This window comes from Actinoplanes sp. L3-i22, assembly GCF_019704555.1.
Classification (GTDB): domain Bacteria; phylum Actinomycetota; class Actinomycetes; order Mycobacteriales; family Micromonosporaceae; genus Actinoplanes.
Genome location: NZ_AP024745.1, coordinates 8,274,403 through 8,300,818, shown reverse-complemented (window position 1 = coordinate 8,300,818; position 26,416 = coordinate 8,274,403). Strand labels below are relative to the sequence as shown.

Sequence of the window (26,416 nt, the reverse complement as noted above, 5' to 3'; positions counted from 1 at the left end):
AATCGATCAAGAGTCGGTGACGAGGGTGTTGCATGGGATGAAATCCGCCCCGCAGCAGCTAATGTTGAGCCAGGACGTTCAAGCCCCCCGGGGAGGTGGGACGTGGCACGTAGCGACGAAGCGGACTCCCGCGCCGCACGATGGGAGAAAGAGGCCAACGATCTCTCCAGCCAGGTCGCGTTCCTGCAAGAGGAACTCGCTCTGGTGCGGAGGAAGTTGACCGAGAGCCCCCGACACGTCCGGCAGCTCGAGGAACGGCTTGCGGCAACGCAGGCGCAGCTGGCCCGAGTGACCGAGAACAACGAGCGGCTCGTGGCGACCCTCAAGGAAGCCCGCGCCCAGATCGTCACTCTCAAGGAAGAGATTGACCGGCTCGCCCAGCCGCCCAGCGGCTACGGCGTTTTCCTGTCCGCTCACGAGGACGGCACGGTGGACGTGTTCACCGGCGGCCGCAAGCTGCGGGTGGCGGTCTCGCCGTCGCTCGCGGTGGAAGAGCTCCAGCGGGGCCAGGAGGTCCTGCTGAACGACGCGCTCAACGTCGTCGACGCGTTCGGGTTCGAGCGCACCGGCGAGGTCGTCCTGCTCAAGGAGGTGCTGGACAACCCGTCCGGCGGCCCCCGCGACAGGGCGCTGGTGGTGTCGCACGCCGACGAGGAGCGCATCGTGTTCCTCGCCGACTCGCTCGAGATCACCAAGTTGCGCGCCGGCGACTCGCTCATGATCGAGCCCCGCTCGGCTTACGCCTACGAGCGGATCCCGAAGAGCGAGGTCGAGGAGCTCGTGCTGGAGGAGGTGCCCGACGTCGACTACTCCGACATCGGTGGCCTGCACTCCCAGATCGAGCAGATCCGCGACGCGGTGGAGCTGCCGTTCCTGCACGCCGACCTGTTCCGGGAGCACCAGTTGCGCCCGCCGAAGGGCATCCTGCTCTACGGCCCGCCCGGCTGCGGCAAGACCCTGATCGCCAAGGCGGTGGCCAACTCGCTGGCCAAGAAGATCGCCGAGCGACGTGGCGAGGAGAAGCACACCAGCTACTTCCTCAACATCAAGGGCCCGGAGCTGCTGAACAAGTACGTGGGTGAGACCGAGCGGCACATCCGCCTGGTCTTCCAGCGGGCCCGGGAGAAGGCCGGCGAGGGCACTCCGGTGATCGTGTTCTTCGACGAGATGGACTCGATCTTCCGGACCCGTGGCTCCGGTGTCTCCTCCGACGTGGAGAACACGATCGTTCCCCAGCTCCTCAGCGAGATCGACGGCGTCGAGGGCCTGGAGAACGTGATCGTCATCGGCGCGTCGAACCGGGAAGACATGATCGACCCGGCGATCCTGCGCCCCGGCCGTCTCGATGTGAAGATCAAGATCGAGCGTCCGGACGCCGAGGCCGCGAAGGACATCTTCGCCAAGTACATCCTGTCGGAGCTGCCGCTCAGTGGGGACGACCTCACCGAGCACGGCGGCAACCGGGACGCGACGGTCGCCGCGATGATCGAGGCGGTCGTGCTGCGGATGTACACGGAGACCGAGGAGAACCGCTTCCTCGAGGTCACCTACGCCAACGGTGACAAGGAGGTCCTGTACTTCAAGGACTTCAACTCCGGCGCGATGATCCAGAACATCGTCGACCGCGGCAAGAAGATGGCGATCAAGGAGTTCCTCACCTCGGGCAAGAAGGGGCTCCGACTGCAGCACCTGCTGGACAGCTGCGTCGACGAGTTCCGGGAGAACGAGGACCTGCCGAACACCACCAACCCGGATGACTGGGCCCGGATCTCCGGCAAGAAGGGCGAGCGGATCGTCTACATCCGCACGCTCGTCTCCGGCGGCAAGGGCGCCGAGGCCGGCCGGTCCATCGAGACCGCGTCGAACACCGGTCAGTACCTGTAACGCGATGTAGAGCGAGGGTGGCGGGGTTTCCCCGTCACCCTCGTGCTCGTTCTACCCCGTGTGATCCGATCCCGCCTGACCTGGCTCGACGCGCTCCGCGGGTTCGCCGCCGCGGTGGTCGCCCTCTTCCACCTCAGCCCGACCGTGATCGGCCTCGACCGGCACCTGGCCGTCTACCGGCACTTCGACCTGGGCCGGTACGGCGTCCTGCTCTTCTTCCTGGTCAGCGGCTACGTCATCCCGATGTCCCTGGAACGGCACGGCTCGCTGCGCCGGTTCTGGGCCGGCCGGATCTTCCGCATCTACCCGGCGTTCCTGCTGGCCACGGCGGCCGGGCTGCTGCTCGCCGCGGCCGGCTGGCACCGGCTGCCCGGGACCGTCCACACCGAGACGACCGCGTCGGTGCTCGGGCACGCCACCATGCTCGCGGACCTGCTCGGGCTGCGCGGCGTGGTACGTCCGTTCTGGACGCTCTCCTACGAGATGACGTTCTACCTGATCGTGGCGGGGCTGTTCGGGTGGCGGCGGCACCGGGACAGCGCGTGGTGGGCGGCCGGGCTGGCGCTGATCGCGCTGATCGCCGGGCGGGAGCTGCCGAACGGGCTGTTCCCCGGGCCGCGCCCGACCGCGGTGGCGCTGGCCGTTGTGGTTGTCGGGAGCCTTACGGCGTACCTCGGGGGAAATCGGACGGCCGTGCGAATTGCCGCCCTGGCCGGCCTCGGCATGGTTTTTCTTCCGATGCTGAACGGGCAGCCGACCCGGTACGCCACCGCCGGCTCGTCCAGCGGCGCGATCCTGCTGATCGCGGTGATGTTCGCCGGCACGGTCGTCTACCGCGCCCAGCACCGGCAGCTCGGCGCCCGGCCCGCGGTAGCGGTGCTGGCCCTGGTCATGGCCGTGGTGGGCGGGAACCAGTGGCTGCTGAACGGCACCCAGCTGGTGCGCGACTGCACGACCGCGGCCGCCGTCGCCGGCACGTTCGGCGCCGCCTTCCTGGTCCGCCACCGGGCCGTTCCGGGCTTCCTGACCTGGCTCGGCGTGATCAGCTACTCGGTGTACCTCTTGCACATGCCGGTGCTCGTGGTGGCGTCGCATCTGCTGCGCGGGCACCCGGCGGCGATCGGCGTGGCGTTCGTCGCGGGCACGCTGCTGGCCGCCTGGGCGAGCTTCCACCTCGTGGAACGTCCCGGGCAGCGGCTCGGCCGGCGGGTCCGGGAGTGGCTCGACGAGCGGTTCGGGCCGGACACTCCGGTGATCGACTCCACCACGGAAGGTGGCACACCGAGCACGGGCAGCTTCGGAAAGCAACGTGAGAGCGTCTAGGCTCGATGCATGAGCAGGCTTGGCTTCGTGGCGGACAGGGTGGTCGCATGAGCGTTCGACGGATTATGGGGACCGAGGTCGAGTACGGCATTTCGGTGCCCGGTCAGCCCGGAGCCAACCCGATGGTGACCTCCTCCCAGGTGGTGAACGCCTACGGTGCCCGCCCGGAGCTGAACCGGGGACAGCGTGCCCGCTGGGACTACGAGGAGGAGTCACCGCTGCGCGACGCCCGGGGGTTCACCTACTCCGGCGCGGCGTACGACCCGGCCGAGGCCCTGGCCGACGAGGACCTGGGCCTGGCCAACGTGATACTGACCAACGGAGCACGGCTCTACGTCGACCACGCCCACCCGGAGTACAGCACGCCCGAGTGCACCAACCCGCTGGACGTGGTGAAGTGGGACAAGGCGGGCGAACGGGTGATGGCCGAGGCGTCCCGGCGGGCCGCCACCATCCCCGGCGCGCACCGCATCCAGCTGTACAAGAACAACACCGACAACAAGGGCGCGTCGTACGGGTCGCACGAGAACTACCTGATGCGCCGGCAGACCCCGTTCGCCGACATCGTCGCCCACCTCACGCCGTTCTTCGTCACCCGGCAGATCTTCACCGGCGTCGGCCGGGTCGGCCTGGGGCAGGACGGCAGCGGCTCGGGCTTCCAGCTCTCCTCGCGCGCCGACTTCTTCGAGGTCGAGGTCGGCCTGGAGACCACGCTCAAGCGGCCGATCATCAACACCCGCGACGAGCCGCACGCCGACGCCGACAAGTACCGCCGGCTGCACGTGATCATCGGGGACGCGAACCTGTCCGAGATCGCCTCCTACCTCAAGATGGGCACCACCTCGCTGGTGCTCAACATGATCGAGGAGAAGGTGTTCACCGGCGAGCTCGGCATCGCCGACCCGGTCAGCGAGCTCAAGTCGGTCAGCCACGACCCGACGCTGAAGCACCTGATGCGGCTGCGCGACGGCCGCCGGCTCACCGCGCTCGACCTGCAGTGGGCCTACTTCGAGCGGGCCAAGGCGTTCGTCGAGGAGCGCTACGGCACCGACGTCGACGAGCAGACCACCGACGTGCTCGACCGGTGGGAGGACGCGCTCGACAAGCTCGGCCGCGACCCGATGCTCTGCTCGGACACCCTGGACTGGGTGGCCAAGCTGCGGCTGCTCGAGGGCTACCGCGAGCGGGAGAACCTGACCTGGTCCTCGCCGAAGCTGCAGCTGGTCGACCTGCAGTACTCGGACGTCCGCCCGGAGAAGGGCCTCTACCACCGCCTGGTCGCCCGGGGGTCGATGAAGACCCTGCTGGCGCCGGACGACGTGCAGCGGGCGATGTACGACCCGCCGGAGGACACCCGGGCCTACTTCCGCGGCCGCTGCCTCGCGCAGTACGCCTCCGAAGTGGTCGCCGCCAGCTGGGATTCGGTGATCTTCGATATCGGGCGGGAGTCCCTCGTGCGGGTGCCGATGATGGAGCCGGAGCGCGGCACGAAGAAGCACGTCGGCGCCCTGTTCGACACCTGTGAGAGCGCCAAGGACCTGCTCGAGGTGATCACGAGTCGGTAATAAAACACCCGTTGCGGCGGGGTGTTTCGTCACAGGGGCGAGGTAGGTTTTCCATACCCGATGTTGCAGAGCTTCGGGGGCTGAGAAGGGGGACATCCATGGCAACCCGAGACACAGGTGGTCAGTCGCAGAGCGACCGGAGCTCCAGCAACCAGGAGGTCGAGGACGTCACCGTCGAGGCCAACCCGGAGGTCGCCGAGCGGCACGCGGAGATCACCGAGGACGTCGACGATCTGCTGGACGAGATCGACTCCGTTCTGGAAGAGAACGCGGAAGAGTTCGTTCGCGGGTACGTGCAAAAAGGCGGCGAGTAGACCTAATTGTCCGATTCTAAATCGGTGTTCCGGGCGCCCATCGCGGGCGCCCGGCTCTCATAGCGGATCGGGACACCGGAGAATCGGCAACACGAGAATCTAAGATCATCGCACTGGATGGGTGTGCGGGATATGGTGCATCAACCGCAGCGGCGGCCCTTCCGCGCCGGTGCGATCACGTATCTGAAAGGAACCACGTGGCGACGGGCTTTGATCCATCCGGGCGACTTCCGGATTTCTTTCTCAACACGGGGACGTCCTCCTTCACGCAGTTCCTGAGCGCGGCGCACCCCGAACTGCTGCCGGGCCGGCGGCCGCTGCCTCCGGGCCTCCACGCGGGTGACGTCGCCCCGCACGGCACCACGATCGTCGCGATCGCGACGGCCGAGGGTGTCGTGATGGCCGGTGACCGCCGGGCGACCATGGGGAACCTGATCGCCAGCCGGGACATCAAGAAGGTCCACCCCGCGGATGCCTACTCCCTGATCGGCATCGCCGGCACCGCCGGCATCGGCATCGAGCTGATCCGCCTGTTCCAGGTGGAGCTCGAGCACTACGAGAAGACCGAGGGCGCCATGCTCTCGCTCGACGGCAAGGCGAACCGGCTGGCCGCGATGGTCCGGGGCAACCTGGGCGCGGCGATGCAGGGCCTGGCCGTGGTCCCGCTCTTCGCCGGCTTCGACCTGGCCCCGGCCGAGGGCGTGCACGCCGGGCGGATCTTCAGCTTCGACGTGGCCGGCGGCCTCTACGAGGAGACCGGCTACGAGGCGATCGGCTCCGGCTCGCTGTTCGCCAAGTCCGCGCTGAAGAAGAAGTACCGCATCGGCGTGAGCACCGAGGACGCCGTCCGGCTCGCCGTCGAGGCGCTCTACGACGCGGCCGACGACGACACCGCGACCGGCGGCCCCGACCTCACCCGCAAGATCTTCCCGGTGGTGATGTCCGCGACGGTGAACGGCACTCATCGGCTCAGCGACGCGGACATCGCCATGGTGGCCGAGCAGGTCATCTCCGGACGCATGGAGAACCCGGGCGGTTGATCCGCGCCTACCGAGAGAAGGAGTAGCCACCCGTGGCCATGCAGTTCTACGCATCGCCCGAGCAGGTCCAGCGCGACCGCTCGGAGTACGCCCGCAAGGGCATCGCCCGCGGCCGCTCGGCCGTGGTCCTGTCGTACGAGGGCGGCATCCTGCTCGTCGCCGAGAACATCACCACCCTGCGCAAGATCAGCGAGATCTACGACCGGATCGCGTTCGCCGCCGTCGGGCGGTACAACGAGTTCGAGAGCCTGCGGCGGGCCGGCGTGCGGATGGCCGACACGATCGGCCTGACCTACGACCGGCGCGACGTGACCGGGCGGGCGCTGGCGAACGCGTACACGCAGACGCTCGGCGCGATCTTCTCGGAGACGCAGAAGCCGTACGAGGTGGAGATCTGCATCGCGCAGGTCGGCGCCACCCCGGAGCAGGACGAGCTCTACCGGATCATGTACGACGGCTCGGCCCTGGACGAGCCGGGCTTCATGGCCATGGGCGGCCAGGCCGAGGCGATCGCCGGCGTGCTGCGCGAGCGGCACGACGTCAACGCCGACCTGAACACCGCGCTCGGCCTGGCCGCCGAGGCGCTGGGCAGCGTCGGTGGGGAGAACGGCCAGACCCGCACCCTCGGGGCGAAGCAGCTCGAGGTCGCGGTGCTGGACCGCCGCCGGGTCGGCCGCACGTTCCGCCGGCTCGCCGACACGACGCTGACGACGCTGCTCGGCCACGAAGAGGTGGCGGACGCCGACCTCGGCGAGACCGACGCCGCCCCGCCGGCGCCGGCCGACGCCAAGCCGACCGAGTCGGCCGCCTCGGAGGACACCGAGTAGGGCCGCACCCCGCGGCGAAGTGCGAAGGAAACGGGCACGGCTCCTGGAGCCGTGCCCGTTTCCGTTGCTGGTAGTGCTCCCGCGAGCACCACAAGCGACGGCGAGCCTGATTCTTAGAGCCCCGTGGTGGCTGCCAATGCGCCCCGGATGCGGCTAGTGTCTTGTCATGGAACGGCGAATTTTCGGCCTCGAGACCGAGTACGGAGTCACGTGCACCTATCGGGGACAGCGGCGGCTGTCGCCGGACGAGGTGGCCCGCTACCTGTTCCGCCGAGTGGTGTCGTGGGGACGCAGCAGCAACGTCTTTCTTCGTAACGGCGCCCGGCTCTACCTCGATGTCGGTTCCCACCCGGAGTACGCGACTCCCGAATGTGACTCCGTCACCGACCTGGTCGCCCACGACCGGGCCGGCGAGCGGATTCTCGAGGGCCTGCTCGTCGACGCGGAGAAGCGTCTGCACGACGAGGGCATCGCGGGGGAGATCTACCTCTTCAAGAACAACACCGACTCCGCCGGCAACTCCTACGGCTGCCACGAGAACTATCTGGTCAGCCGCCACGGTGAGTTCGGCCGCCTGGCCGATGTGCTCATTCCGTTCCTGGTCACCCGGCAACTGATCTGCGGCGCCGGCAAGGTGCTGCAGACCCCGCGCGGCGCGGTCTTCTGCCTCTCCCAGCGTGCCGAGCACATCTGGGAGGGCGTCTCCAGCGCCACCACCCGCAGCCGCCCGATCATCAACACCCGCGACGAGCCGCACGCCGACGCCGAGCGGTACCGGCGCCTGCACGTGATCGTCGGCGACTCGAACATGAACGAGGTCACCACGCTGCTGAAGGTCGGCAGCGCGGACATCGTGCTGCGCATGATCGAGGCCGGCGTGGTGATGCGCGACCTCTCGCTGGAGAACCCGATCCGGGCGATCCGCGAGGTCAGCCACGACATCACCGGCCGCCGCAAGATCCGCCTGGCGAACAACAAGGAGGTCTCCGCGCTGGACATCCAGCGGGAGTACCTGTCGAAGGCCATCGAGTTCGTCGAGCGCCGCGGCGGCGACCCGGTCGCCAAGCGGGTCGTCGAGCTCTGGGGCCGGGTCCTCGACGCGATCGAGAGCGAGAACCTGGACCCGGTCGCCCGCGAGATCGACTGGGTGTCGAAGTACAAGCTGATCGAGCGGTACCAGGCCAAGCACGACATCCCGATGTCGCACCCGCGGATCGCCCAGCTGGACCTGGCGTACCACGACGTCCGCCGCGGCCGCGGCCTCTACGCGCTGATGGAGAAGCGCAAGCAGGTCGACCGGATCGCCAACGACCTGCAGATCTACGAGGCCAAGGAAACCCCGCCGCAGACCACCCGGGCCCGCCTGCGCGGCGAGTTCATCAAGCACGCCCAGGAGAAGCGCCGCGACTTCACGGTCGACTGGGTCCACCTCAAGCTCAACGACCAGGCGCAGCGGACCGTCCTCTGCAAGGACCCGTTCCGCGCCTACGACGAGCGTGTGGAGAGGCTCATCGCGAGCATGTGACGCCGGGAGATAGGCTGGCCGGGCTATGACATCGTCCCACCCCGGCCAGCCCGATCCCGACGCGCGCTTCCGCAAGAGCCGCTATGACCGCCGCCGCGAGCGGATCCGCAACCAGATCCAGCAGTCGCGCCACGGTCGCCACCTCGTGCCGACCTGGGCAATGGCCCTGCTGCTCGCCCTGTTCCTGGCCGGCTGGGTCTATCTGATCATCACGAAGTAGCCGCCGGCGGATCACCGCGGAACGGGCCCGGTCGCCGGAAATTCGTGAGATCAACTTCAAGATCTTCATTGCCTCGGCTGCGGCCAATAACTGATCGCCGCTCCCGCGGGGACCCTTCCGGGCCTCGCAAGGGCGCCGGGGCGCCCAGAACGCGAGGCCCTCCAGGGCGACGTCCGTGGGTGGTTGCGGTTTCAAAGGACCCCGCAAGCCGGTCCGCGCCTCCCGGCTCAGCCGCGCCTCCCGCTCAGCTGGTGCTGGGCTGTCTCGCCGACCCGGAGAGAGCCTTCACGGCCGACCGAGGCCGTGCGGCCGGCGCCGGATCGGAGCAGCGCGGCGTGGGTCGGACCGGCGCGGCATGGGTCGGAGCAGCGCGGCGTGGGTCGGACCGGCGCGGGGCGCGGGGTCGGGGCCGCGCGGGTCGGTCACGGCTGGGGGTTCTCCTCCGCCGGCTTCCGGTTGAGGTCGTGCGGTGCCAGGCGCCGGGCCTCGAGCGTCGCCGGGTGGTCCGGGCCGAGTGTGCGCGTGCGGCTCTCGATGACCCGCTCGATCTCGATGGCCGCGAGCTCGTCCCAGCGCTCCCGATCCGTGTCCCCGTCCTGATGGTCCTGGTAGACCCGGGCCAGCCGCAGCCGGGTCTCCTGCGTGCGCGGATCGTCCTCCGCCCAGAGGGAGAGGTTTGCCTGGAGCGAGCGGATCCGGGCGAGGCGACTGCGCAGCATGATGCGCAGCGTAATCCTGGCGTGCGCGCCGGGTTTGGGGCAGGCTGCGTGGTATGACGCAGATTCTGGGGCCGGGCATCGGTGAATACCTGCTGGCCCACAGCGAGCCGGTCGACGATCTGCTGCGCGAGCTGGCCGCGGAGACCCGGGCCTCGCTGCCGCCGGAGTACGCCGGCATGCAGGTCGGCGCGGACGAGGGCACCCTGCTCACCATGCTGGTCAAGCTGACCGGGGTGCGGTACGCGGTCGAGCTCGGCGTCTTCACCGGCTATTCGTCGATCTGTATCGCCCGCGGCCTGCAGCCCGGCGGCCGGCTGCTGGCCTGCGACGTGTCTCCGGAGTGGACCAAGGTCGCCCGGGAGTACTGGGCGCGGGCCGGCCTGGCGGACCGGATCGAGCTGCGGCTCGCGCCGGCGATCGAGACGCTGCGCGCGCTCGCCCCCGACCCGGTGATCGACTTCGCGTTCGTCGACGCCGACAAGATCGGCTACCCGCAGTACTACGAGGAGCTGGTCACCCGGTTGCGGCCGGGTGGGCTGCTCGCGCTGGACAACGTGCTGCGCGGGGGCCGGGTGCTGAGCCCGAGCGATCCGGCCGACCGGGCGATCGCGGAGCTCAACGACCGGATCGTCCGCGACGCCCGGGTCGAGTCGGTGATGCTGCCGGTGCGGGACGGGGTCACTCTCGTACGCAAGCGGGATTGATCCTTTTCTGCAACCGAAGGGGCGTCTGCTGGATCGGTGACAACGGGACGCTTCGCCGCGCTGGTGGCCATCGCGCTGGTGGGGTACCAGTTCCTGCCGGACTCCGGCTGGCTGATGGTCGGCTGGCAGGTCGGGATCGGCTGGGCGGCCGTGGCGGCGGTACTGGTCGGCGCGAGCCGCCGGCCTCGCCGGGACCGCGCGCCCTGGTGGTTCCTCGGCGTCGGGGTGTTCAGCAACGCCACCGGCATCCTGGTCGCCAAGATCACCGAGGTGCTGGGCGGCCGGGTCGCGCTGCCGAGCCCGGCCGACGGGTTCTGGCTGCTGCTCTACCCGGCCTGCGCGGTCGCCCTCGCCCTGCTGATCCGGCGCCGGGACGAGTGGCGGAACTGGACGGCGCTGATCGACGCGGCCACGATCACCATCGGGTTCGGGCTGCTGGCCTGGGTCTTCGTGATCGAGCCGGCGCATCGCGGCACCAGCATGGACCGGCTGGCGTACGCCACACAGGTGGCCTATCCGATTGGCGACCTGCTCCTGCTCGCCATGATGACCCGGCTGCTGCGCGGCGGCGGAAGCCGGGGACCGGGGCTCTGGATCATCGCCGCCGCCCTGATCAGCCTGCTGATCGGCGACAGCTCCTGGGTGGTGCTGGACAACCTGGGTGGCGCCACGGTGTGGCTGGAGCGGCTGCCGTGGCTCGGTCACGTCCTGGAGTCGATCTTCCTGGTGGCGTTCTCGTTGTTCGGGATGGCCGCGCTGGACCCGGGCGCGGCCCGGATGACGCAGGCGGCCGAACAGCGGGTCGCCCGGCTCGGCCCCGGCCTGCTGGCGCTGCTGACCGGCGCCTCGCTGATCGCGCCCGGCCTGCTCGCCGCCCAGGTGCACCGCGGGAACGTGACCAACGGCTGGAGCATCGTGCTCTGCTCCACCGTCCTGTTCCTGCTGGTGGTGGGCCGGATGGCGGGCCTGGTCCGGGAGGTGGAGCGGCAGGCCCGGCAGGTCCGCGCGCTGGCCCGCTCGGACGAGCTGACCGGTCTGCCGAACCGGCGCGCCTGGAACGACGAGCTGCCCCGCGCCCTGGAACGGGCCCGCCGCGACCACGAGCCGGTCGCGGTCGCGATCGTCGACCTGGACCACTTCAAGCGCTTCAACGACAGCTTCGGGCACCCGGCCGGCGACCGGTTGCTGAAGGCGGCGAGCGCGGCCTGGCACGGGACGCTGCGGAAGGTGGACCTGATCGCCCGCTACGGCGGCGAGGAGTTCGTGGTGCTGCTGCCGGGTGCGGACGCGGCGCACGGCTACGCGGCGCTGACCCGGATGCTCGCGGCGACCCCGCAGGACCAGACGTTCTCGGCCGGCCTGGCCGTCTGGGACGGCGAGGAGACCTCGGACGAGCTGCTGCAGCGGGCCGACGAGGCGCTCTACTCGGCGAAGGCGCGCGGCCGCAACCGCATCGAGATGCCGGCTGTCGTCTAGAGGAGCGACGCCGCGTGCCGGCCGGCCGCGGCCGCCGCCAGGAAGTACTGGTAGTCCTGATCGAGCTTGCGGCCCATCGTCGACAGCGGCACCGGGCTCGCCCGCAGCGCCTCGTCGAGCCCGTCGACCGCGACGCTGACCACCCGGTGCCGGTCGCTCAGAAAATCCAGATCCGCGGCCAGGCCCGCCTCGAGGCCCTGCGGCACCGGCAGGTCCGCCCTGGTCAGAGCGACTTTCCCGTACGCCGTGAGACTGTGATGGGACACCCCGCGATGGCGCGCCCGCCCGTCCCCGTCGGAGATCCGCAGCGACCCGATCGGCCGCCCGCCGAGCACCCCGATCGCGTTGATCGCCTCGCCCAGCGCCACCCCGGAGAACCCCCAGGTGGTGCCGGTCCCCAGGTTGCCCGGGCCCTGCGCCACGATCGTCACGTCGGCGTGCAGCACGTGCCGGGCGGCGAGCAGCCCGGTGTGCACCGTGCTCGCCTCCAGGTCGCCGCCGAACGCCTGCCCGGTGGTGACCGTCCCGGCGAGCGAGCCGGCCAGCCCGTCCAGGGTGCGGGAGAACCAGGCCGGCAGCGCCCCGCCGTCGGTCATCACGTACGCCACCCGGGCGGCCGGCCGGTCGGCGTGCACCCCGGCCAGGATCGCCGGCAGCGCCGAGTGCAGGTCGGCGGTGACCACCGGCATCCCGTCCAGCGACTCGGCGGCGGCCATCACCTCTCGATGCGGCGAGGCCTCCTCGTCGACGCCGAGCAGGATCGCCTGCAGCGGCGTGTAGCGGGCCTTGACCAGGTGACCGGAGTCGCGGTCGGTGCCGTCGTCGGCCGGGTCCGCGGGGAGCCGGTCGGGCAGGGCCACGACCAGCGCGTACCCACCCGTGCCCAGGCCCATCACGAGCGCGCCGACGTTCAGCAGCACGCGGTCGCCGGGCTCCGGGGAGCCGACCAGCTCCGGGTAGGCGAGCGCGCGGGTCAGCCCGTCGCCGGTCTCGACGTCCAGCTCGACGGCGCCGCGCCAGCCACGTCGCACCGACAGAACCGTCCCGGACCGCCACCGCACCATGAACCGGACACTATCGGTCCACGCCGCCGTCGATGTGATCGCGTCCCGGCTCGCCGCGGGTGGGGTCGAGGAACACGTACCGGATCTCCGGGAACCGCTCCTTCAGCCGCCGCTCGGCGTCGTCGGAGGCGGACTCGATCTCCTTGCCGTTCGCCTCGTCGTCGAAGTCGACCTTCGCCGCGACCAGGATGTCGCCCGGCCCGATCTGCATGGTCAGCAGCGTCGGCACCCCGGTGACCACCGGGATGGACCGCAGGTCGGCGGCGATCTGGTTGTGGATCCGGCGCGGCACCGCCCGGCCGACCAGCAGCGTCACGTTCGCCCGGGCCAGCACGAACGCGACCACCAGCAGGAGCAGGCCGATCACGATCGAGGCCGCGCCGTCCCAGATCTCCTGGCCGGTGAGCTGGGTCAGGCCGAGCCCGGCGGCCGCGACGACCAGGCCGATCAGGGCGGCCGCGTCCTCGAAGAAGACCGCCTTGACGGTGGTGTCCGGGGTGAGCCGGAGGAACCGGGAGGCGGTGATGTTCCAGCGCCGGGACTGGTCGTGGACCTGGCGGCGGGCCCGCATGAACGAGGTGCCCTCGGCGACGAAGGAGACCGCGAGGACGATGTACGACCACAGGTACTCCCCGGCCCCCGCGCCGCTGATGATCGTCGCCACGCCGTGGTAGATCGAGAACCCGGCGCCGCCGACGAACGTGAACAGGGCGGCGATGAACGCCCAGACGTAGCTCTCCTTGCCGTACCCGAACGGGTGTTCCTCGTCCGCCGGTTTTCCTCCTCGGCGCAACGCGACGTAGAGGAAGATCTCGGTGATCGTGTCGGCGAACGAGTGGGCGGCCTCGGAGAGCATCGCCGCGGAGCCGGAGAGCAGGCCGGCGAAGAGCTTCGCCACCGCGATGACCAGGTTCGCGAGCAGCGCCAGGAGGACGGTGCCGACGCTGTCGGTCTCGGCGCGGGGTCCGGTGTCGGGCAGTCCGGTGGGTGCGGTCTCGGGTTCTGGCGCGATGGTCACGACGGCCATCGTTCCCCACCGGCGGTCACGAATAACGGTCGGGACACCCGGGCTGCTAGGTTTCCTGTCGTGTCGCGCACTCGTACCGAGCGCCTGGTGAACCTGGTGATCTGCCTGCTGTCCACGCGACGGTTCCTGACCGCCGCGCAGATCGCCGCGACCGTGCCCGGTTACGAGCACGACCCCGAGGATCCCCGGGACCACGAAGCCTTCCAGCGCAAGTTCGAGCGGGACAAGGCCGAGCTCCGTGAGCTGGGCGTTCCGCTGGAGACCGGGACCGCCAGCATCTTCGACCAGGAACCGGGCTACCGCATCGCCCAGCGGGAGTACGCGCTGCCCGACATCCTGCTCGAGCCGGACGAGGCGGCCGCGGTCGGCATCGCCGCCCGGCTCTGGCAGCACGCCGGCCTGGCCGCCGCCGCGTCGTCCGGGCTGGCCAAGCTGCGCGCCGCCGGCGTCGAGGTGGATCCGCAGGCCACCCTCGGGGTGGAGCCGGTGGTCACGGTCGACCCGGCGTTCGGCCCGCTGACCTCGGCCGCCCGCGACCGCCGCGCGGTCAGCTTCAAGTACCGGGTGCCCGAGGTCGACGAGCCCAGCGCCCGCCGCCTGGAGCCGTGGGGCGTGGTCTGCTGGCGCGGCCGGTGGTACGTGGTCGGCCACGACAAGGACCGCATCGCCGCGCGCTGCTTCCGGCTCTCCCGGATCGTCGGCGACGTCCGCGCGGTCGGCCGCCCGGAGGCGTTCACCCCGCCCGCCGACGTCGACCTGATCAAGCACGTGGCGCACAGCTCCGGGCCGATCGCCCGCAACGGCCGCGCGACGGTCACCGTCCGGCACGGGCGCGCCGCCGGTCTGCGCCGCCTGGCCGGCGAGGTGATCATCGGCGAGGAAACCGACAAACTGATTATTTCGTACGGCGATCCGGACTGGCTCGCCGCGCGGATCGCCGGGTACGGCCCGGACGCCCGCGCGGACGGTCCCCCGGAGCTCCGGGACGCGGTCATCCAGCACCTCAAGGAGCTCACCGCCCGGTACGACGCGGCCGCCCCGGCGGTGGCGTCGTGACCTCGCCGCGCACCTCCGCCGACCGGCTCGGACGGCTGCTGAACCTGGTGCCGTACCTGCTGGCCCGCCCCGGCATCCTGATCGCCGAGGCCGCCGCCGACCTGGACGTCACCGAGAAGCAGCTGCGCGAGGACCTGGAGCTGCTCTGGGTGTGCGGGCTGCCCGGCTACGGGCCGGGCGACCTGATCGACATGGCGTTCGACGGCGACCGGGTGACGATCAGCCACGACGCCGGCATCGACAAGCCGCTGCGGCTCAACCCGGACGAGGCGCTCGCCCTGGTGGTGGCGCTGCGGATGCTCGCCGAGACGCCCGGCATCGGCTCGCGGGACTCGATCGAGCGGGCCCTGGTGAAGATCGAGAGCGCGGCCGGTGACCTGGCCGACGCCCCGGTCGCCGTGAAGCTCCCGGCCAACCAGGAGAAACTCACCAAGGTCCGGGCCGCGGTGGACTCCGGCAACGCGCTGCGGCTGACGTACTACACCGCCGCCCGGGACGAGACCACCGAGCGGGTCGTCGACCCGATGCGGATGCTGACCGTCGGCACGTTCGCCTACCTGGAGGCGTGGTGCCGCCGCGCCGAGGGGACCCGGCTGTTCCGGATCGACCGGATCGACGCGTTCACCCAGCTCGACGAGCCGTCCCGGCCGCCGGCCGAGGCGGTCCCGCACGACGTCAGCGACGGCGTCTTCCGGCCCGGCCCGGAGCTGCCCCTGATCACCCTGCGGGTGGGCCGTGGCGGCCGCTGGATCACCGAGTACTACCCGGTCGAGCAGGTGGTCAAGGAGCCGGGGGAGTGGCTGGTCACGATGCGGGTCACCGACCTGGTGTGGGCGCGGCGCTTCCTGGTCGGCCGCCCGGACGTGACCGTCGTCGGCCCGCAGGACCTGGTCGAGCAGATCCGCGACGCGGCCCACGCGGCCCTCGACCAGTACGCCGCGCCGCAGCCGCTCGCTGCGGACCCGGCGACCGGCCGATAGGGTTGCGCCCGTGCTGATGTGGGTCTGGATCGCCGTCGTGGCGATCGCGCTGATCGTCCTGGTCACGGCCGCCGTTCGGCTGCTCGGCCGGTTGTCCGTCCTGCGCCGGGCGGCCGGAAGGCTGCAGCGCCGGCAGGAGGAGGCGATGCGCCTGCAGGCCGGCGCCGCCAAGCTGGAACAGACCGTGCTGGGCCTGCAACAGCGTGCGGAGCAGGCTCAGGAGCAGGTGGAACAGATCAAAGCCGGCCTCGGCAAGTGAACTGCGTCGTTCATAGCCCGTTGTCCGGGATGTAATCGGGATCCATCAGAATCTCGCAGCTTCCTGGGTGCAACATCGCCGGAATTGACACGTACGATGGACCCCGCAACCTGATCCGACCGACTGGAGTCTCCCCATGGGCGCCCTCAAGCCATGGCACATCATCTTGCTCGTCGTTGTCCTCGTGCTGCTCTTCGGCGCGAAGCGGCTGCCGGACGCGGCGCGTTCCCTCGGGCGCTCGTTGCGGATCATCAAGGCCGAGACCAAGGGTCTCGTCGACGACAACAACAACGAAAACCTGGCGGAGAAGGCCGACGCGCAGTACTCGCGCCAGCCGCTGCAGGGTGACGTGCCGCAGCCCGGTTACCAGCAGCCCGGTTACCAGCAGCAGCCGCCGCAGGGTTACCAGCAGCAGCCGCAGCCGGGCTACCAGCAGCCGCAGCAGCCCCCGGCCCAGCCGTACGTGGACCCGGTGCAGCGCACCAACGACCGCTGACCCGGGCCGATGGCAGCCCTGAGCCTGCGCCGTAACAAGGGGCCCAGCAAGTTCGAGCAGGCCTCGGACGGCTCGATGACGCTCATCGAGCACGTCCGGGAGCTGCGGAACCGGCTCTTCATCGCGTCGATCGGTGTCGTGGTCGGCCTGATCGTCGGGTTCATCGTCTCCGACTGGGTGTTCGACCTGCTCAGCGGGCCGTACTGCAACCTCGAGACGTCCTGGGTGCTGAACGTCCACGGCGTTCGGGAATGCAAGTACCTGACGCTCGCCGCGACCGACGGCCTGATCATCAAGCTGAAGATCGCGCTGTGGGTGGGCCTGATCCTGGGCGCGCCGGTCTGGCTGTACCAGCTCTGGGCCTTCATCGCGCCCGGTCTGCACCGCCACGAGCGCAAGTGGGCGTACGTGTTCGTCGGCATCGCGGCCCCGCTGTTCGCCGGCGGCGCGATCCTGGCCTACTTCGTGGTCCAGCACAGCCTGCAGTTCATCATGGACGCGGGCGTCCTGCAGGGCTCCCAGCAGCTCGAGGTCACCGCGTACATCGGGTTCGTCACCACGATGATCCTGCTGTTCGGGGTGGCGTTCGAGTTCCCGCTGATCCTGCTGATGCTGAACTTCACCGGCGTGGTCACGGCCAAGCGCCTGCTCAGCTGGTGGCGTGCCGTGGTGTTCCTGTGCTTCGCGTTCGCCGCGGTCGCCACTCCGGACCCGGGTCCGTTCGGCATGGCCCTGCTGGCCTCCTGCATGGCGTTCCTGTACTTCGTGGCGGTCGGCGTCGCGTACCTGAACGACAAGCGCAAGGGCGTCGGCAAGGAGATCTACGCGGGTCTCGACGACGACGAGATCTCCACGCTCGAGGAGGAGCGGGTCCCGGTCGGCGCTTCCGACCCGATCTCCGCCCCTGTTCCGGTCGACGGCCCCACCCCGGTCGACGGTCCCCGACCCATCGAGCGCCGATTCGACGACATGACCTGATAGACAGCCCGCTGACGCCGCCGCTGTGACTCCGGTTACAGTCTGCGGCTGTGACGAGCGACTTCATCGCGGTGCTGGCCAACCCCCTCGCGGGGCGCGGCCGGCACCGCGGTTTGCTTCCCGGGGTGTTGCAGGCGCTCGGCGCGGCCGGGCATCCGGTGCGGCTGCTGGCGGCCGACACCGGCGTGGCCGCCGAGCAGGCCTGTCACCGGGCCGTCGCGGACGGGGCGGTGGCGCTGGTCGCGGTCGGCGGGGACGGGACCGTGCACCGGGCGCTCCAGGCCGCGGCGGGGCGGCCGGTCGGGTTCGGGGTGGTCGCGGCGGGCACCGGGAACGACTTCGCGAGCGCGGTGGGCGTACCCCCGGATCCGCTCGAAGCCGCAGCCGGGATCACCGCGGCCCTGGCCGCGGACCGGGACCACCGGTTCGACGCCGTGCTGGCGGCGGACGCCGCCGGGCGGGAGCGCTGGTTCTGTGCCGTGCTCGCCGCCGGGTTCGACGCCCTGGTCAACGAGCGCGCCAACCGGATGGTCCGGCCCCGCGGCCCGCGCCGGTACGATCTCGCGATCGCGCTGGAGCTGGCCCGGCTCCGGGAGCGGGTCTACACGCTGGAGATCGACGGCGAGACGCGGACCGTCGCGGCCGAGATCGTCGCCGTCGGGAACGCGGCCAGCTACGGCGGCGGGATGCGGATCCTGCCCGACGCCGACCCGGCCGACGGGCTGCTCGACGTGATCTGGGCCGGTGGGCTCGGGCGTGGCGGGCTGGCCCGGCTCAAACCGCGCCTGCGCCTGGGCACGCACGTCACCGATCCGCGGGTCCACGTGCTGCGCGCCCGGCGGGTGCGGGTCCATGCCGAGGGGATCATCGGCTACGCGGACGGGGAGCGGCTCGGCCCGCTGCCGCTCGACTTGAAAGTTGTGCCGGGTGCGATCCGGTTGCTCCTCTGACTCCGGGGTCAGTTCCCGCGGGAACGGTCCGAATCTGAGGGCATGGCGATGAACACGGTCTCAGCGAACACGTCCTCGATGTCCTCCCTGGCGACCTCGGTCTTCGGCAACGCCCGCCAGGCGTTCAAGGCGATCGCGGACGCGGCCACCAGCAACCCGGACGGCGCCGAGAAGTCGGGCACCGCGCCGACCGCGGCCGGCAAGAGCGTCCGCCGGGGCACGGTCCTCGACCGCTACATGTGACTAGACGCTGCCGGTGAGGGCGAGCGTGGCGCCCAGCCCGTTGTGGCGGCCCGGCTCGGCGGCCGGCAGGACGAGGGCGGCGCAGCCGGCCTTGACCGCACCCGCGTCCGCGGCCGAGTCACCCACCATCAGCGTCCGTTCCGGATCAGCACCGATCATGCCGCAGGCGCGCAGGAAGATCGCCGGGTCCGGTTTCGTCCGGCCCACCTCGTAGCTCAGCGCGAACGCGTCGACCAGCCCGTCCAGCCCCCAGTGGGCGAAGTGCGGCCGGATGTCGAACCCGATGTTGCTGACCACGGCGACCTTGATCCCGGCGTCGTGCAGTTTGCGCAGCGTGGGCTCGGTGTCCGAATACGGCACCCAGCCGTCGGGCCCCAGCAACCGCTCGTAGAGCGCGTCGGCCAGCCCCTCGACGTCGGTGTGCACCGTCGACGCCAGCCCGGTGTACGCGGCCCGGTGACTGTGCTCGTAGAGATCCCGGTCGGCCCAGTGCTCGGCCAACTGCGGCGGCACCCGGTGCGGCAGCGGGCCCCCGGCCCGGCCGGCGGTGACCAGGCGGTCGGCCAGGATCGTGGCCTTCCCCCGGTCGAGCTCGGCGCCGCAGGCCGCGGCGGCGGCCAGAACCCAGGTCAGCGGGTCCTCCACCTGGGCCAGAGTGCCGTGGAAGTCGAACAACACGGCTTCCACGGGCCGCGCGGACTGGGGAGGTTCGGTGGTCTGCGGCACTCGTGCACCTTACCGATGCCCGGTTTGCTTCCTGACGGCCACTACCGTGTCGCAAATTGTCATACCCGCGCACTAGCCTGGTGTTCATGACTAGTCCCGCCGAACGGTATGCGGAATCACAGCGGCGGGCGGCGCGGGTCGCCGAGTTCCCGGCGCTCGACGACTTCATGCTCGACGTGGGCTTCGACCTGGACGATTTCCAGCGTTCGGCCTGCGAGGTGCTGGAGCGCGGCAACGGCGTCCTCGTCTGCGCCCCGACCGGCGCCGGCAAGACCGTGGTCGGCGAGTTCGCGGTGCACCTGGCGTTGCGCTCGGGGGAGCGCAAGTGCTTCTACACGACGCCGATCAAGGCGCTCTCCAACCAGAAGTTCCACGATCTCGTCGCTCGGTACGGTGCCGACAAGGTCGGCCTGCTCACCGGTGACAACGTGATCAACGCGGACGCGCCCGTGGTCGTGATGACCACCGAGGTGCTCCGCAACATGCTCTACTCGGGCTCCACCCAGCTGAAGAACCTCGCCTATGTGGTGATGGACGAGGTGCACTACCTGGCCGACCGGTTCCGCGGCGCGGTCTGGGAAGAGGTGATCATCCACCTCCCGTCCTCGGTGACGCTGGTCTCGCTCTCCGCCACGGTGAGCAACTACGAGGAGTTCGCCGACTGGCTGGTCACTGTCCGCGGCGAGACCGAGGTGGTGGTCAGCGAGCACCGGCCGGTCCCGCTCTGGCAGCACATGCTGGTCGGCCGGCGGATGTTCGACCTGTTCCACGACGCCGACGCGGCGAAGAAGCACGACGTCCACCCCGAGCTGCTGCGCTACTCCCGGGAGATGGAGCGCCGCCTGGAGATGGGCGCCAGCACCGGCGGGTGGAACAACGGGCGCGGCGGCCGGAGCAAGCGCTGGCAGCCGCCGCCGCGCGCCGAGGTGGTCGACCGGCTGGAGCGGACCGGGCTGCTGCCGGCGATCCTGTTCATCTTCAGTCGCGCCGGCTGTGACGCCGCCGTCCAGCAGTGCCTCGGCGCCGGCCTGCGGCTCACCGACCCGGAGGAGCGCGCCGAGATCCGCCGGATCGCCCAGGCCAAGGTGGCGAACATTCCCGCCGAGGACCTGTCGGTGCTGGGTTACTGGGAGTGGCTCGACGGCCTGGAGCGGGGCGTCGCCGCGCACCACGCCGGCATGCTCCCCGCCTTCAAGGAGGCGGTCGAGGAGTGCTTCGTCAACGGCCTGGTCAAGGCGGTCTTCGCGACCGAGACGCTGGCGCTGGGGATCAACATGCCGGCCCGCTGCGTGGTGCTGGAGCGCCTGGTCAAGTTCAACGGCGAGGCCCACGTCGACCTGACCCCGGGGGAGTACACGCAGCTGACCGGCCGCGCCGGCCGCCGCGGCATCGACGTCGAGGGCCACGCCGTGGTGCTCTGGAGCCCCGAGGTGGACCCGCGGCACGTGGCCGGCCTGGCCTCCACGCGGACCTATCCGTTGCGGTCGTCGTTCCGGCCGTCGTACAACATGGCGGTCAACCTGGTCGGCTCGGTCGGCGCGGAGAAGTCCCGCGCGCTGCTGGAGTCGTCCTTCGCCCAGTTCCAGGCGGACCGGTCGGTGGTCGGGCTGGCCCGCCAGGTCCAGCGCAACGTCGAGACCATGCAGACGTACGGTGACGACGGCGCCTGCCACCACGGCGACTTCGACGAGTATTTCGGGATTCGCATCGCGATCGCCGACCGGGAGAAGTCGATGGCCCGGCAGGGGGTCAACCAGCGCCGCTCGGCCGCCAACGACTCGCTGGCCCGGCTCCGCCTCGGCGACGTGATCCGGGTCCCGCAGGGCCGTCGCGCCGGCCTGGCCGTCGTCCTCGAGCCGGCCGCCAGCGGGTTCGGCGAGCCCCGCCCGCTGGTGCTCACCCAGGACCGCTGGGCCGGCCGGGTCAGCCCGGCCGACTTCGGCGGCGAGGTCGAGGTGCTGACCCGGGTCCGCGTCCCGAAGAACTTCAACCACCGCTCCCCGGGCGCCCGCCGCGACCTGGCCGCCGAGGTCAGCGCGACCGGGCTGGACCGGCATCCGGACCGTCGCCGTGGCGGCCGGAGCAAGGCCGCTCCGGGGGAGGACGCCGAGATCGCCCTGCTCAAGGTGCAGATGCGGCAGCACCCCTGCCACGCCTGCCCGGAGCGGGAGGATCATGCCCGCTTCGCCGAGCGGCGGCACCGGCTGCAGCGCGACACCGACGCGCTGCGGGACAAGGTGTCCGGGCGCACCGGTTCGCTGGCCCGCACGTTCGACCAGGTCTGCGCGGTGCTGGCGGCCCGGGGCTACCTGTCGTCGGACGGCGAGGTCACCGAGTCCGGCCGGATGCTCGGCCGGATCTGGTCCGAGGCGGACCTGCTGGTCGCCGAGTGCCTCCGGCAGGGCGTGTGGGACGGGCTGGCACCGGACGAGCTGGCCGCCGCGGTCTCGATGGTGCTCTACGAGTCCCGCCGCGAGGGGGAGGACCGCGCCTCGGTGCCGAAGGGCCCGATCAGTGCGGCCGTTGACGCCTGCGCCAAGCTGTGGGGCGAGATCGCGGCCGACGAGAGCGAGCACGGCCTGACCCTGACCCGCGAGCCCGATCCGGGCTTCGTCTGGCCGATGGTCCGGTGGGCGCGCGGCGAGCCGCTGGCCAAGGTCCTGGCGAGCGGGCACAACTACGACGCGGACATGCCGGCCGGGGACTTCGTCCGGTGGGCGCGGCAGGTGCTCGACCTGCTCGGCCAGATCCGGGAGGCGTCGGCGGCGTCGCCCAGCGTCAAGGAGACCGCCCGTAAGGCGATCACCGCGGTGAACCGCGGTGTCCTGGCGTACCACAGCGGCATGTGAGCCGCTTCGTCCATCTGACCCCGGCGCGGCTGACCGCCAAGGTCCGCCGCTCCGGGCTCGGCGCCCCGGTCTTCTGCTTCCCGGTGCTGCCCTCGCACACGCTGACCTATCAGTGGGCGCGGGAGCTGCGCCGGCGCGGGGTGCGCGAGTTCGTCGCGGTCACCTTCGTGCTGCCGGACGCCGAGCCGGTCGAGGTCGGACACTACGGCAAACCCCGGGAGGCGGTCACCGCGGCCGAGGCGGTGGCCAGGCTGCGGACCATGGAAGACCCTTCGGGGTACGAGGTGGTCGTCCCGCGCAAGGTCACCTCCGCCGAGGTGCGCACGATCCGGCCGGCGCCGCGGCTGACCGGGTGGCGGTACCTGCCGGCCGCCCACGGGCAGCGGCCCTGCGCCTGTCCGGGCTGCCTGAGCCGGGGGGAGTACGGCGCCGCCCGGCTGCGGCGGCGGTTCGACGAGGACGGGCGCCGGACACCGTACCCGGAACTGCTCGAGGAGCTGCGGTCCGCCGACGTCTGGGCTGTGACCGCGGCATTGTGGCAGCTCAAGGGCCGGGGTGAGGTGGCCGACTTCGCGTTCGTCGCCGAGCATCCGGACCCGGAGGTGCTCGAGATCCTCGCCGAGGTGTTAGACACGAGGTATCGGGGGCCGGCGGCCCGCGCGCTGCGGTCCCGGCTGCCCGAGTGGCGGGACGAGGACGACCTGCCCGACTGAGGTTCCTGAGCGTGGTTCCTGGTGGCGGCTTCGCGTCGGGCCGCGGCCGGGCCTGGGGGCGGCGCTCGTCGCGGCTTCGCGTCGGGCCGCGGCGGGGACTCGGGCGGTGGCGGTGGCCCGGAGCGATCATCGACGCATGGTGAATCTGCATTGACGGTGTCTTTGGGACGATTCAAGAATAGCGGACGACAGTGACAGATGTCGCTGATCGCGCCCACCGGAAGGAAGGGGACATGGCCTCCGACTCACCGCATCTGATCGGGTGGACCGGAGACGCTCTGGACGATTCGGTGCTGGCCGTCATCGATCAGGACACCGCGGTCATCGAGGTGACCCTGTACGGGCCCTGGGACCGCCCACTGTCCTGGCGCGCCCGGACGGTGCTGGACAAATGCCTGGCCGAGCACCCGGCCGGCATGATCGTCGACCTGCACCGGCTGGACGATCCGAGCGCGGTCAGCGCGCCGCTCTGGCTCACCCTGTGCGCGCAGGGCGCCGCGATGCAGCCCCCGATCGCGATCGGGGTGTGCCTGCCGGCGCCGGTCCCGCTGGCCCGCCGGCTGCGGCAGCTCGGCGCCCGGGACTGGCTGGTCATGTACGCGTCGGTCCACCAGGCCCGGTCCGCGCTGGCGCACCGCCGCCCGCTCGTCGACCGGATGCATCTGGCCCTGCCGCCGGACCCGGCCGCCGCGGCCCTGGCCCGGTCCCTGGTCAGCGACGCCTGCCTGGACTGGGACCTGGCACACCTGCTGCAACCCGCCCGGCTGGTCGCCTCCGAGCTGGTGGTGAACGCGGCCGAGCACGCCGGCACCGACATCGAGATGGTGGTGTCCCCGCGCGGCGAGGGCGCGACGGCCGGCCTGCACCTGGCCGTCTTCGACGGCGATCCGGCACTGCCACAGGTGCGTGACCCGGAGCCGGGCCCACTCGGGCCGTCGCTCACCACCCGGGGCCTGGGGCTGCGGATCGTGGGGGCGGCGGCATCGGCGTGGGGTGCACTTCCCGCGCGGGGCGGGAAACTGGTATGGGCGATCCTGCGCAACCGGCCGGAGGTTCCGTCATATGACCACTGATCCCACCTTCGAGGGCACGGCGATCGCCGGCGCCCGCACCGGCGACCGGTTGATCATCCGGCTGCAGGGCAGCCTGGACGCGATGTCGGTGACCGCGCTGCAGACCCAGCTCTACGACCTGACCCGGGTCTACGACGTGCTCGGGCTGGCCGCCCCGGTCCGGCAGATCCACATCGACCTGGCCGAGGTGGACTTCTGCGACGCGGCCGGGCTGCGGATGCTGGTGGCGGCGCGGTGCGTGGCCGGGGCCCGGGACGCGACCTGTCACCTGCGCAACCCGCAGCCGCACCTGCGCTGGCTGCTGAGCGCGACCCGGGCCGCCGACCTGTTCAGCCTGGACTGACGCCGGCCGCCCCGACGCCGGCCGCCCCGGCAACGCCATGATGTCGGCGACCGGCGGCTCCCGACGTACCAAATCGGCTTTTTGCTCTTTTCCTGGCATTGCGGTGGCCGGGCAGTCGGGGACCTGACGGCCGTTTTTCGGCGCGGCCCCTAACGTGTGGGGATGGTGGCTTCGCAGGAACATGTCACCGCCGGGCTGCCGCGCGGTGCGACCCTGGTGGACGGTGGCGTGGCGTTCCGGTTCTGGGCGCCGGCCGCGCAACGGGTGTACGTCGCCCTCGACGGTGTCTTCACCTACCTCCCCGACCCCGACGACGAGCTGCTGCGGGACCCGGCGACCGGCGACTGGACCGGGTTCTTCCCCGGCGTCGAGCCCGGCACGAAGTACCGCTTCTACGTCGTCGGCGCCGGCGACGAGGGCTTCAAGCGCGACCCGCAGGCCCGTGAGCTGGAGCTGTACGGCTACCCGGAGTGCGACGCCCTGGTCGTCGACGACACCTCCTACCCCTGGCACGACCAGGACTGGACCCCGCCGGACCGGGCCGACCTGATCGTCTACCAGTTCCACGTCGGCGTCTTCTCGGCGGCGGACGCGCGGGGCCGGGACCGCCGCCCGCACCGGACGGCGAAGCTGCTCGACGCCGTCCAGCGGGTGCCCTACCTGGCCGCGCTCGGGGTGACCGCGGTGCAGCCGCTGCCGGTGGTGGAGTTCCAGGGGGAGTGGAGTCTGGGCTACAACGGCACCGACCTGTTCTCCCCGGAGATGGACTACTGCGTCGCCCCGGAGGCGCTGCCGCCGTACCTGGACGCGGTGAACGAGCTGCTCCCGTCGCCGCTCAAGTTCGAGCAGCTGGCCGGGCAGGCGAACCAGGTGAAGGCGTTCGTCGACATCTGCCATCGGTACGGCGTCGCGGTGCTCTTCGACGTCGTCTACAACCACGCCGGCGGTGGGCTCGACCCGCAGAGCCTGGACTACGTCGACCTGCCGGCGAACCCGGGGCCGTACAACAATCCGTACTTCTCGGCGGAGGGCTGGGCCGGCGGCCGGGTCTTCGCGTTCGACCGGCAGCCGGTGCGGGAGTACCTGACCGCGAACGCCCGGATGTTCCTGCGCGACTACCACGCCGACGGGCTGCGGTTCGACGAGGTGAGCGTGATCGACGCGAAGGGCGGCTGGGGCTTCTGTCAGGAGCTGACCGGCACGCTGCGCGCGGACTTCCCGGCCGCGGCCCTGGTCGCCGAGTACTGGGGCGAGATCCCGCGGCTCGCGGTCGAGCCGCCGCCGGTCGGGATGGGCTTCGACCTGGCCTACTCGGACACGCTGCGGGACGGGGTGCGGGCGGTGGTGGCCGACCGGGGCTGGGGTGTGGGCCGGATCGCCGCCGGGCTCCGGTCGCCGGGCTGGGCGTACAACTGCCTGGAGAACCACGATCTGGTCCTGGACATGGACGACCATCGCGCGCCGCGGATCGCCCGGCTGGCCGACGGATCGAACCCGCGGTCCTGGTACGCCCGCAGCCGCTCCCGGGTCGCGAACGGGATCCTGTTGACGGCCCCCGGCGTCCCACTGATCTTCATGGGCCAGGAGTTCCTCGAGGACAAGCTCTGGTCGGACAGCCCCGGCCGCACCGACCGGCTGGTCTGGTGGGACGGGGCGCTCGGCGCGGACCGGCACATGGTCGACTTCCTGCGGTTCAGCCGGGATCTGATCCATCTGCGCCGCGCGCTGCCGGCGCTGCGCTCGTCCGGGGTGAACGTCTTCTCGGTGGACGAGGAGAACCGGGTGATCGCGGTCCACCGCTGGGTGCCGGGGGTCGGCGCGGACGTCGTGGTGGTGGCGAGCTTCAGCGAGTCGACGCTGCGGGACTATCGGCTCGGGTTCCCGCGGGCGGGCTGGTGGAGTGAGGACTTCAACAGCGACTACTACGACAATTTCCCCAACCCGGAGGTGGCCGGGAACGCCGGGGCCGTGGTCGCCGACGGGCCGCCGCTGCACGGCCTGGACCATTCCGCGACCATGACCATCCCGGCGAACGCCCTGCTGGTCTTCCGCCGTCGGTAAC

26 protein-coding genes are annotated in these 26,416 nt (G+C 71.0%); 22 read left to right on the top strand and 4 right to left on the bottom strand.

Translation table 11 applies throughout. From position 1 onward, the window contains the following. Nucleotides 1-102: 102 nt before the first annotated feature. From arc to L3i22_RS37280, 8 genes are all read left to right on the top strand, one after another. Nucleotides 103-1,884, top strand: a complete 1,782-nt coding sequence (gene arc, locus L3i22_RS37315; RefSeq protein ID WP_221322167.1) for a proteasome ATPase — start codon at nt 103-105, stop codon at nt 1,882-1,884. 60 nt (nt 1,885-1,944) lie between these two features. Next, nucleotides 1,945-3,207 carry an acyltransferase gene (locus tag L3i22_RS37310; protein WP_221322166.1) on the top strand — a complete coding sequence of 421 codons (1,263 nt, stop codon included), beginning with the start codon at nt 1,945-1,947 and terminating at the stop codon, nt 3,205-3,207. A gap of 47 nt (nt 3,208-3,254) precedes the next feature. Beyond that, nucleotides 3,255-4,772, top strand: coding sequence for a depupylase/deamidase Dop (dop, locus tag L3i22_RS37305; protein ID WP_370644274.1), 1,518 nt, complete (start codon nt 3,255-3,257; stop codon nt 4,770-4,772). A 98-nt stretch (nt 4,773-4,870) separates the two neighbouring features. Continuing rightward, a complete protein-coding gene (locus L3i22_RS37300) occupies nt 4,871-5,086 on the top strand; it encodes a ubiquitin-like protein Pup (protein WP_221322165.1) in 216 nt (71 codons plus the stop codon). Between the two features lie 197 nt (nt 5,087-5,283). After that, a complete protein-coding gene (gene prcB, locus L3i22_RS37295) occupies nt 5,284-6,126 on the top strand; it encodes a proteasome subunit beta (RefSeq protein ID WP_221322164.1) in 843 nt (280 codons plus the stop codon). A gap of 32 nt (nt 6,127-6,158) precedes the next feature. Next, nucleotides 6,159-6,953, top strand: a complete 795-nt coding sequence (prcA, locus tag L3i22_RS37290) for a proteasome subunit alpha (protein WP_221322163.1) — start codon at nt 6,159-6,161, stop codon at nt 6,951-6,953. Nucleotides 6,954-7,119: 166 nt separating this feature from the next. After that, on the top strand, nt 7,120-8,478 hold the full coding sequence (gene pafA, locus L3i22_RS37285) for a Pup--protein ligase (RefSeq protein WP_221322162.1): 1,359 nt from the start codon (nt 7,120-7,122) through the stop codon (nt 8,476-8,478). Nucleotides 8,479-8,503: 25 nt separating this feature from the next. Next, complete coding sequence (locus L3i22_RS37280; RefSeq protein ID WP_221322161.1) at nt 8,504-8,698, top strand: hypothetical protein; 195 nt, start codon at nt 8,504-8,506, stop codon at nt 8,696-8,698. Nucleotides 8,699-9,120: 422 nt separating this feature from the next. Here L3i22_RS37280 and L3i22_RS37275 read toward each other — a convergent pair whose 3' ends face one another. After that, nucleotides 9,121-9,417 (bottom strand): hypothetical protein, encoded by a 297-nt coding sequence (locus tag L3i22_RS37275; RefSeq protein WP_221322160.1) that lies wholly within the window; start codon nt 9,415-9,417, stop codon nt 9,121-9,123. Between the two features lie 53 nt (nt 9,418-9,470). Here L3i22_RS37275 and L3i22_RS37270 point away from each other — a divergent pair, with 53 nt between their 5' ends. Both L3i22_RS37270 and L3i22_RS37265 read left to right on the top strand, forming a co-directional pair. Then, a complete protein-coding gene (locus L3i22_RS37270; protein WP_221322159.1) occupies nt 9,471-10,121 on the top strand; it encodes an O-methyltransferase in 651 nt (216 codons plus the stop codon). Between the two features lie 36 nt (nt 10,122-10,157). After that, nucleotides 10,158-11,597: a GGDEF domain-containing protein gene (locus L3i22_RS37265; protein WP_255657460.1), complete on the top strand. Its 1,440-nt coding sequence runs from the start codon at nt 10,158-10,160 to the stop codon at nt 11,595-11,597. On the opposite strand, the gene L3i22_RS37260 is transcribed toward L3i22_RS37265, so the two are convergent. Together L3i22_RS37260 and L3i22_RS37255 are read right to left on the bottom strand one after the other, a co-directional pair. Further along, nucleotides 11,594-12,661, bottom strand: a complete 1,068-nt coding sequence (locus L3i22_RS37260; RefSeq protein WP_221322158.1) for a DUF3866 family protein — start codon at nt 12,659-12,661, stop codon at nt 11,594-11,596. The two genes, L3i22_RS37265 and L3i22_RS37260, sit on opposite strands and share 4 nt — an antisense overlap. Nucleotides 12,662-12,671: 10 nt before the next feature. Then, the gene (locus L3i22_RS37255; protein WP_255657459.1) at nt 12,672-13,679 is read right to left on the bottom strand and encodes a cation diffusion facilitator family transporter; all 1,008 of its coding nucleotides are present in this window, start codon (nt 13,677-13,679) and stop codon (nt 12,672-12,674) included. Nucleotides 13,680-13,748: 69 nt separating this feature from the next. Here L3i22_RS37255 and L3i22_RS37250 point away from each other — a divergent pair, with 69 nt between their 5' ends. From L3i22_RS37250 to L3i22_RS37220, 7 genes are all read left to right on the top strand, one after another. Beyond that, nucleotides 13,749-14,744 (top strand): YafY family protein, encoded by a 996-nt coding sequence (locus L3i22_RS37250; protein ID WP_221322156.1) that lies wholly within the window; start codon nt 13,749-13,751, stop codon nt 14,742-14,744. Then, entirely contained in the window at nt 14,741-15,724 is a 984-nt protein-coding gene (locus L3i22_RS37245) for a YafY family protein (protein ID WP_221322155.1), read from the top strand. Before L3i22_RS37250 ends, L3i22_RS37245 begins: the two co-directional genes overlap by 4 nt. Nucleotides 15,725-15,740: 16 nt before the next feature. Then, nucleotides 15,741-15,983 carry a hypothetical protein gene (locus tag L3i22_RS37240; RefSeq protein WP_221330352.1) on the top strand — a complete coding sequence of 81 codons (243 nt, stop codon included), beginning with the start codon at nt 15,741-15,743 and terminating at the stop codon, nt 15,981-15,983. Between the two features lie 136 nt (nt 15,984-16,119). After that, the gene (tatA, locus tag L3i22_RS37235; RefSeq protein WP_221322154.1) at nt 16,120-16,479 is read left to right on the top strand and encodes a Sec-independent protein translocase subunit TatA; all 360 of its coding nucleotides are present in this window, start codon (nt 16,120-16,122) and stop codon (nt 16,477-16,479) included. Between the two features lie 9 nt (nt 16,480-16,488). Continuing rightward, nucleotides 16,489-17,457, top strand: coding sequence for a twin-arginine translocase subunit TatC (gene tatC, locus L3i22_RS37230; RefSeq protein ID WP_255657458.1), 969 nt, complete (start codon nt 16,489-16,491; stop codon nt 17,455-17,457). Between the two features lie 50 nt (nt 17,458-17,507). Beyond that, entirely contained in the window at nt 17,508-18,407 is a 900-nt protein-coding gene (locus L3i22_RS37225; RefSeq protein WP_221322153.1) for a diacylglycerol kinase family protein, read from the top strand. Nucleotides 18,408-18,455: 48 nt separating this feature from the next. Continuing rightward, nucleotides 18,456-18,650: a hypothetical protein gene (locus L3i22_RS37220; protein WP_221322152.1), complete on the top strand. Its 195-nt coding sequence runs from the start codon at nt 18,456-18,458 to the stop codon at nt 18,648-18,650. On the opposite strand, the gene L3i22_RS37215 is transcribed toward L3i22_RS37220, so the two are convergent. Then, nucleotides 18,651-19,376 (bottom strand): HAD family hydrolase, encoded by a 726-nt coding sequence (locus L3i22_RS37215; RefSeq protein ID WP_255657457.1) that lies wholly within the window; start codon nt 19,374-19,376, stop codon nt 18,651-18,653. It abuts the gene before it with no gap. An 86-nt stretch (nt 19,377-19,462) separates the two neighbouring features. Here L3i22_RS37215 and L3i22_RS37210 point away from each other — a divergent pair, with 86 nt between their 5' ends. From L3i22_RS37210 to L3i22_RS37190, 5 genes are all read left to right on the top strand, one after another. Beyond that, entirely contained in the window at nt 19,463-22,225 is a 2,763-nt protein-coding gene (locus L3i22_RS37210; RefSeq protein ID WP_221322151.1) for an RNA helicase, read from the top strand. Continuing rightward, nucleotides 22,222-22,938: a HEAT repeat domain-containing protein gene (locus L3i22_RS37205; RefSeq protein WP_221322150.1), complete on the top strand. Its 717-nt coding sequence runs from the start codon at nt 22,222-22,224 to the stop codon at nt 22,936-22,938. The genes L3i22_RS37210 and L3i22_RS37205 overlap by 4 nt, the downstream gene beginning before the upstream one ends. Before the next feature lie 233 nt (nt 22,939-23,171). Then, nucleotides 23,172-24,011 (top strand): ATP-binding protein, encoded by an 840-nt coding sequence (locus tag L3i22_RS37200; RefSeq protein ID WP_221322149.1) that lies wholly within the window; start codon nt 23,172-23,174, stop codon nt 24,009-24,011. Beyond that, entirely contained in the window at nt 24,001-24,354 is a 354-nt protein-coding gene (locus L3i22_RS37195) for an STAS domain-containing protein (RefSeq protein WP_221322148.1), read from the top strand. The genes L3i22_RS37200 and L3i22_RS37195 overlap by 11 nt, the downstream gene beginning before the upstream one ends. Nucleotides 24,355-24,516: 162 nt before the next feature. After that, nucleotides 24,517-26,415 carry an alpha amylase C-terminal domain-containing protein gene (locus tag L3i22_RS37190; RefSeq protein WP_221322147.1) on the top strand — a complete coding sequence of 633 codons (1,899 nt, stop codon included), beginning with the start codon at nt 24,517-24,519 and terminating at the stop codon, nt 26,413-26,415. The last annotated feature ends 1 nt before the right edge of the window (nt 26,416 follow it).

Bases quoted from the DNA above. Each gene is read 5' to 3' on its own strand.
- L3i22_RS37280 (WP_221322161.1), top strand. From the start codon at position 8,504: ATGACATCGTCCCACCCCGGCCAGCCCGATCCCGACGCGCGCTTCCGC.
- pafA (WP_221322162.1), top strand. From the start codon at position 7,120: ATGGAACGGCGAATTTTCGGCCTCGAGACCGAGTACGGAGTCACGTGC.
- L3i22_RS37200 (WP_221322149.1), top strand. From the start codon at position 23,172: ATGGCCTCCGACTCACCGCATCTGATCGGGTGGACCGGAGACGCTCTG.
- tatA (WP_221322154.1), top strand. From the start codon at position 16,120: ATGGGCGCCCTCAAGCCATGGCACATCATCTTGCTCGTCGTTGTCCTC.
- L3i22_RS37210 (WP_221322151.1), top strand. From the start codon at position 19,463: ATGACTAGTCCCGCCGAACGGTATGCGGAATCACAGCGGCGGGCGGCG.
- L3i22_RS37275 (WP_221322160.1), bottom strand. From the start codon at position 9,417: ATGCTGCGCAGTCGCCTCGCCCGGATCCGCTCGCTCCAGGCAAACCTC.
- L3i22_RS37220 (WP_221322152.1), top strand. From the start codon at position 18,456: ATGAACACGGTCTCAGCGAACACGTCCTCGATGTCCTCCCTGGCGACC.
- L3i22_RS37190 (WP_221322147.1), top strand. From the start codon at position 24,517: ATGGTGGCTTCGCAGGAACATGTCACCGCCGGGCTGCCGCGCGGTGCG.
- L3i22_RS37195 (WP_221322148.1), top strand. From the start codon at position 24,001: ATGACCACTGATCCCACCTTCGAGGGCACGGCGATCGCCGGCGCCCGC.
- L3i22_RS37260 (WP_221322158.1), bottom strand. From the start codon at position 12,661: ATGGTGCGGTGGCGGTCCGGGACGGTTCTGTCGGTGCGACGTGGCTGG.
- L3i22_RS37270 (WP_221322159.1), top strand. From the start codon at position 9,471: ATGACGCAGATTCTGGGGCCGGGCATCGGTGAATACCTGCTGGCCCAC.
- dop (WP_370644274.1), top strand. From the start codon at position 3,255: ATGAGCGTTCGACGGATTATGGGGACCGAGGTCGAGTACGGCATTTCG.
- L3i22_RS37240 (WP_221330352.1), top strand. From the start codon at position 15,741: ATGTGGGTCTGGATCGCCGTCGTGGCGATCGCGCTGATCGTCCTGGTC.
- tatC (WP_255657458.1), top strand. From the start codon at position 16,489: ATGGCAGCCCTGAGCCTGCGCCGTAACAAGGGGCCCAGCAAGTTCGAG.
- L3i22_RS37300 (WP_221322165.1), top strand. From the start codon at position 4,871: ATGGCAACCCGAGACACAGGTGGTCAGTCGCAGAGCGACCGGAGCTCC.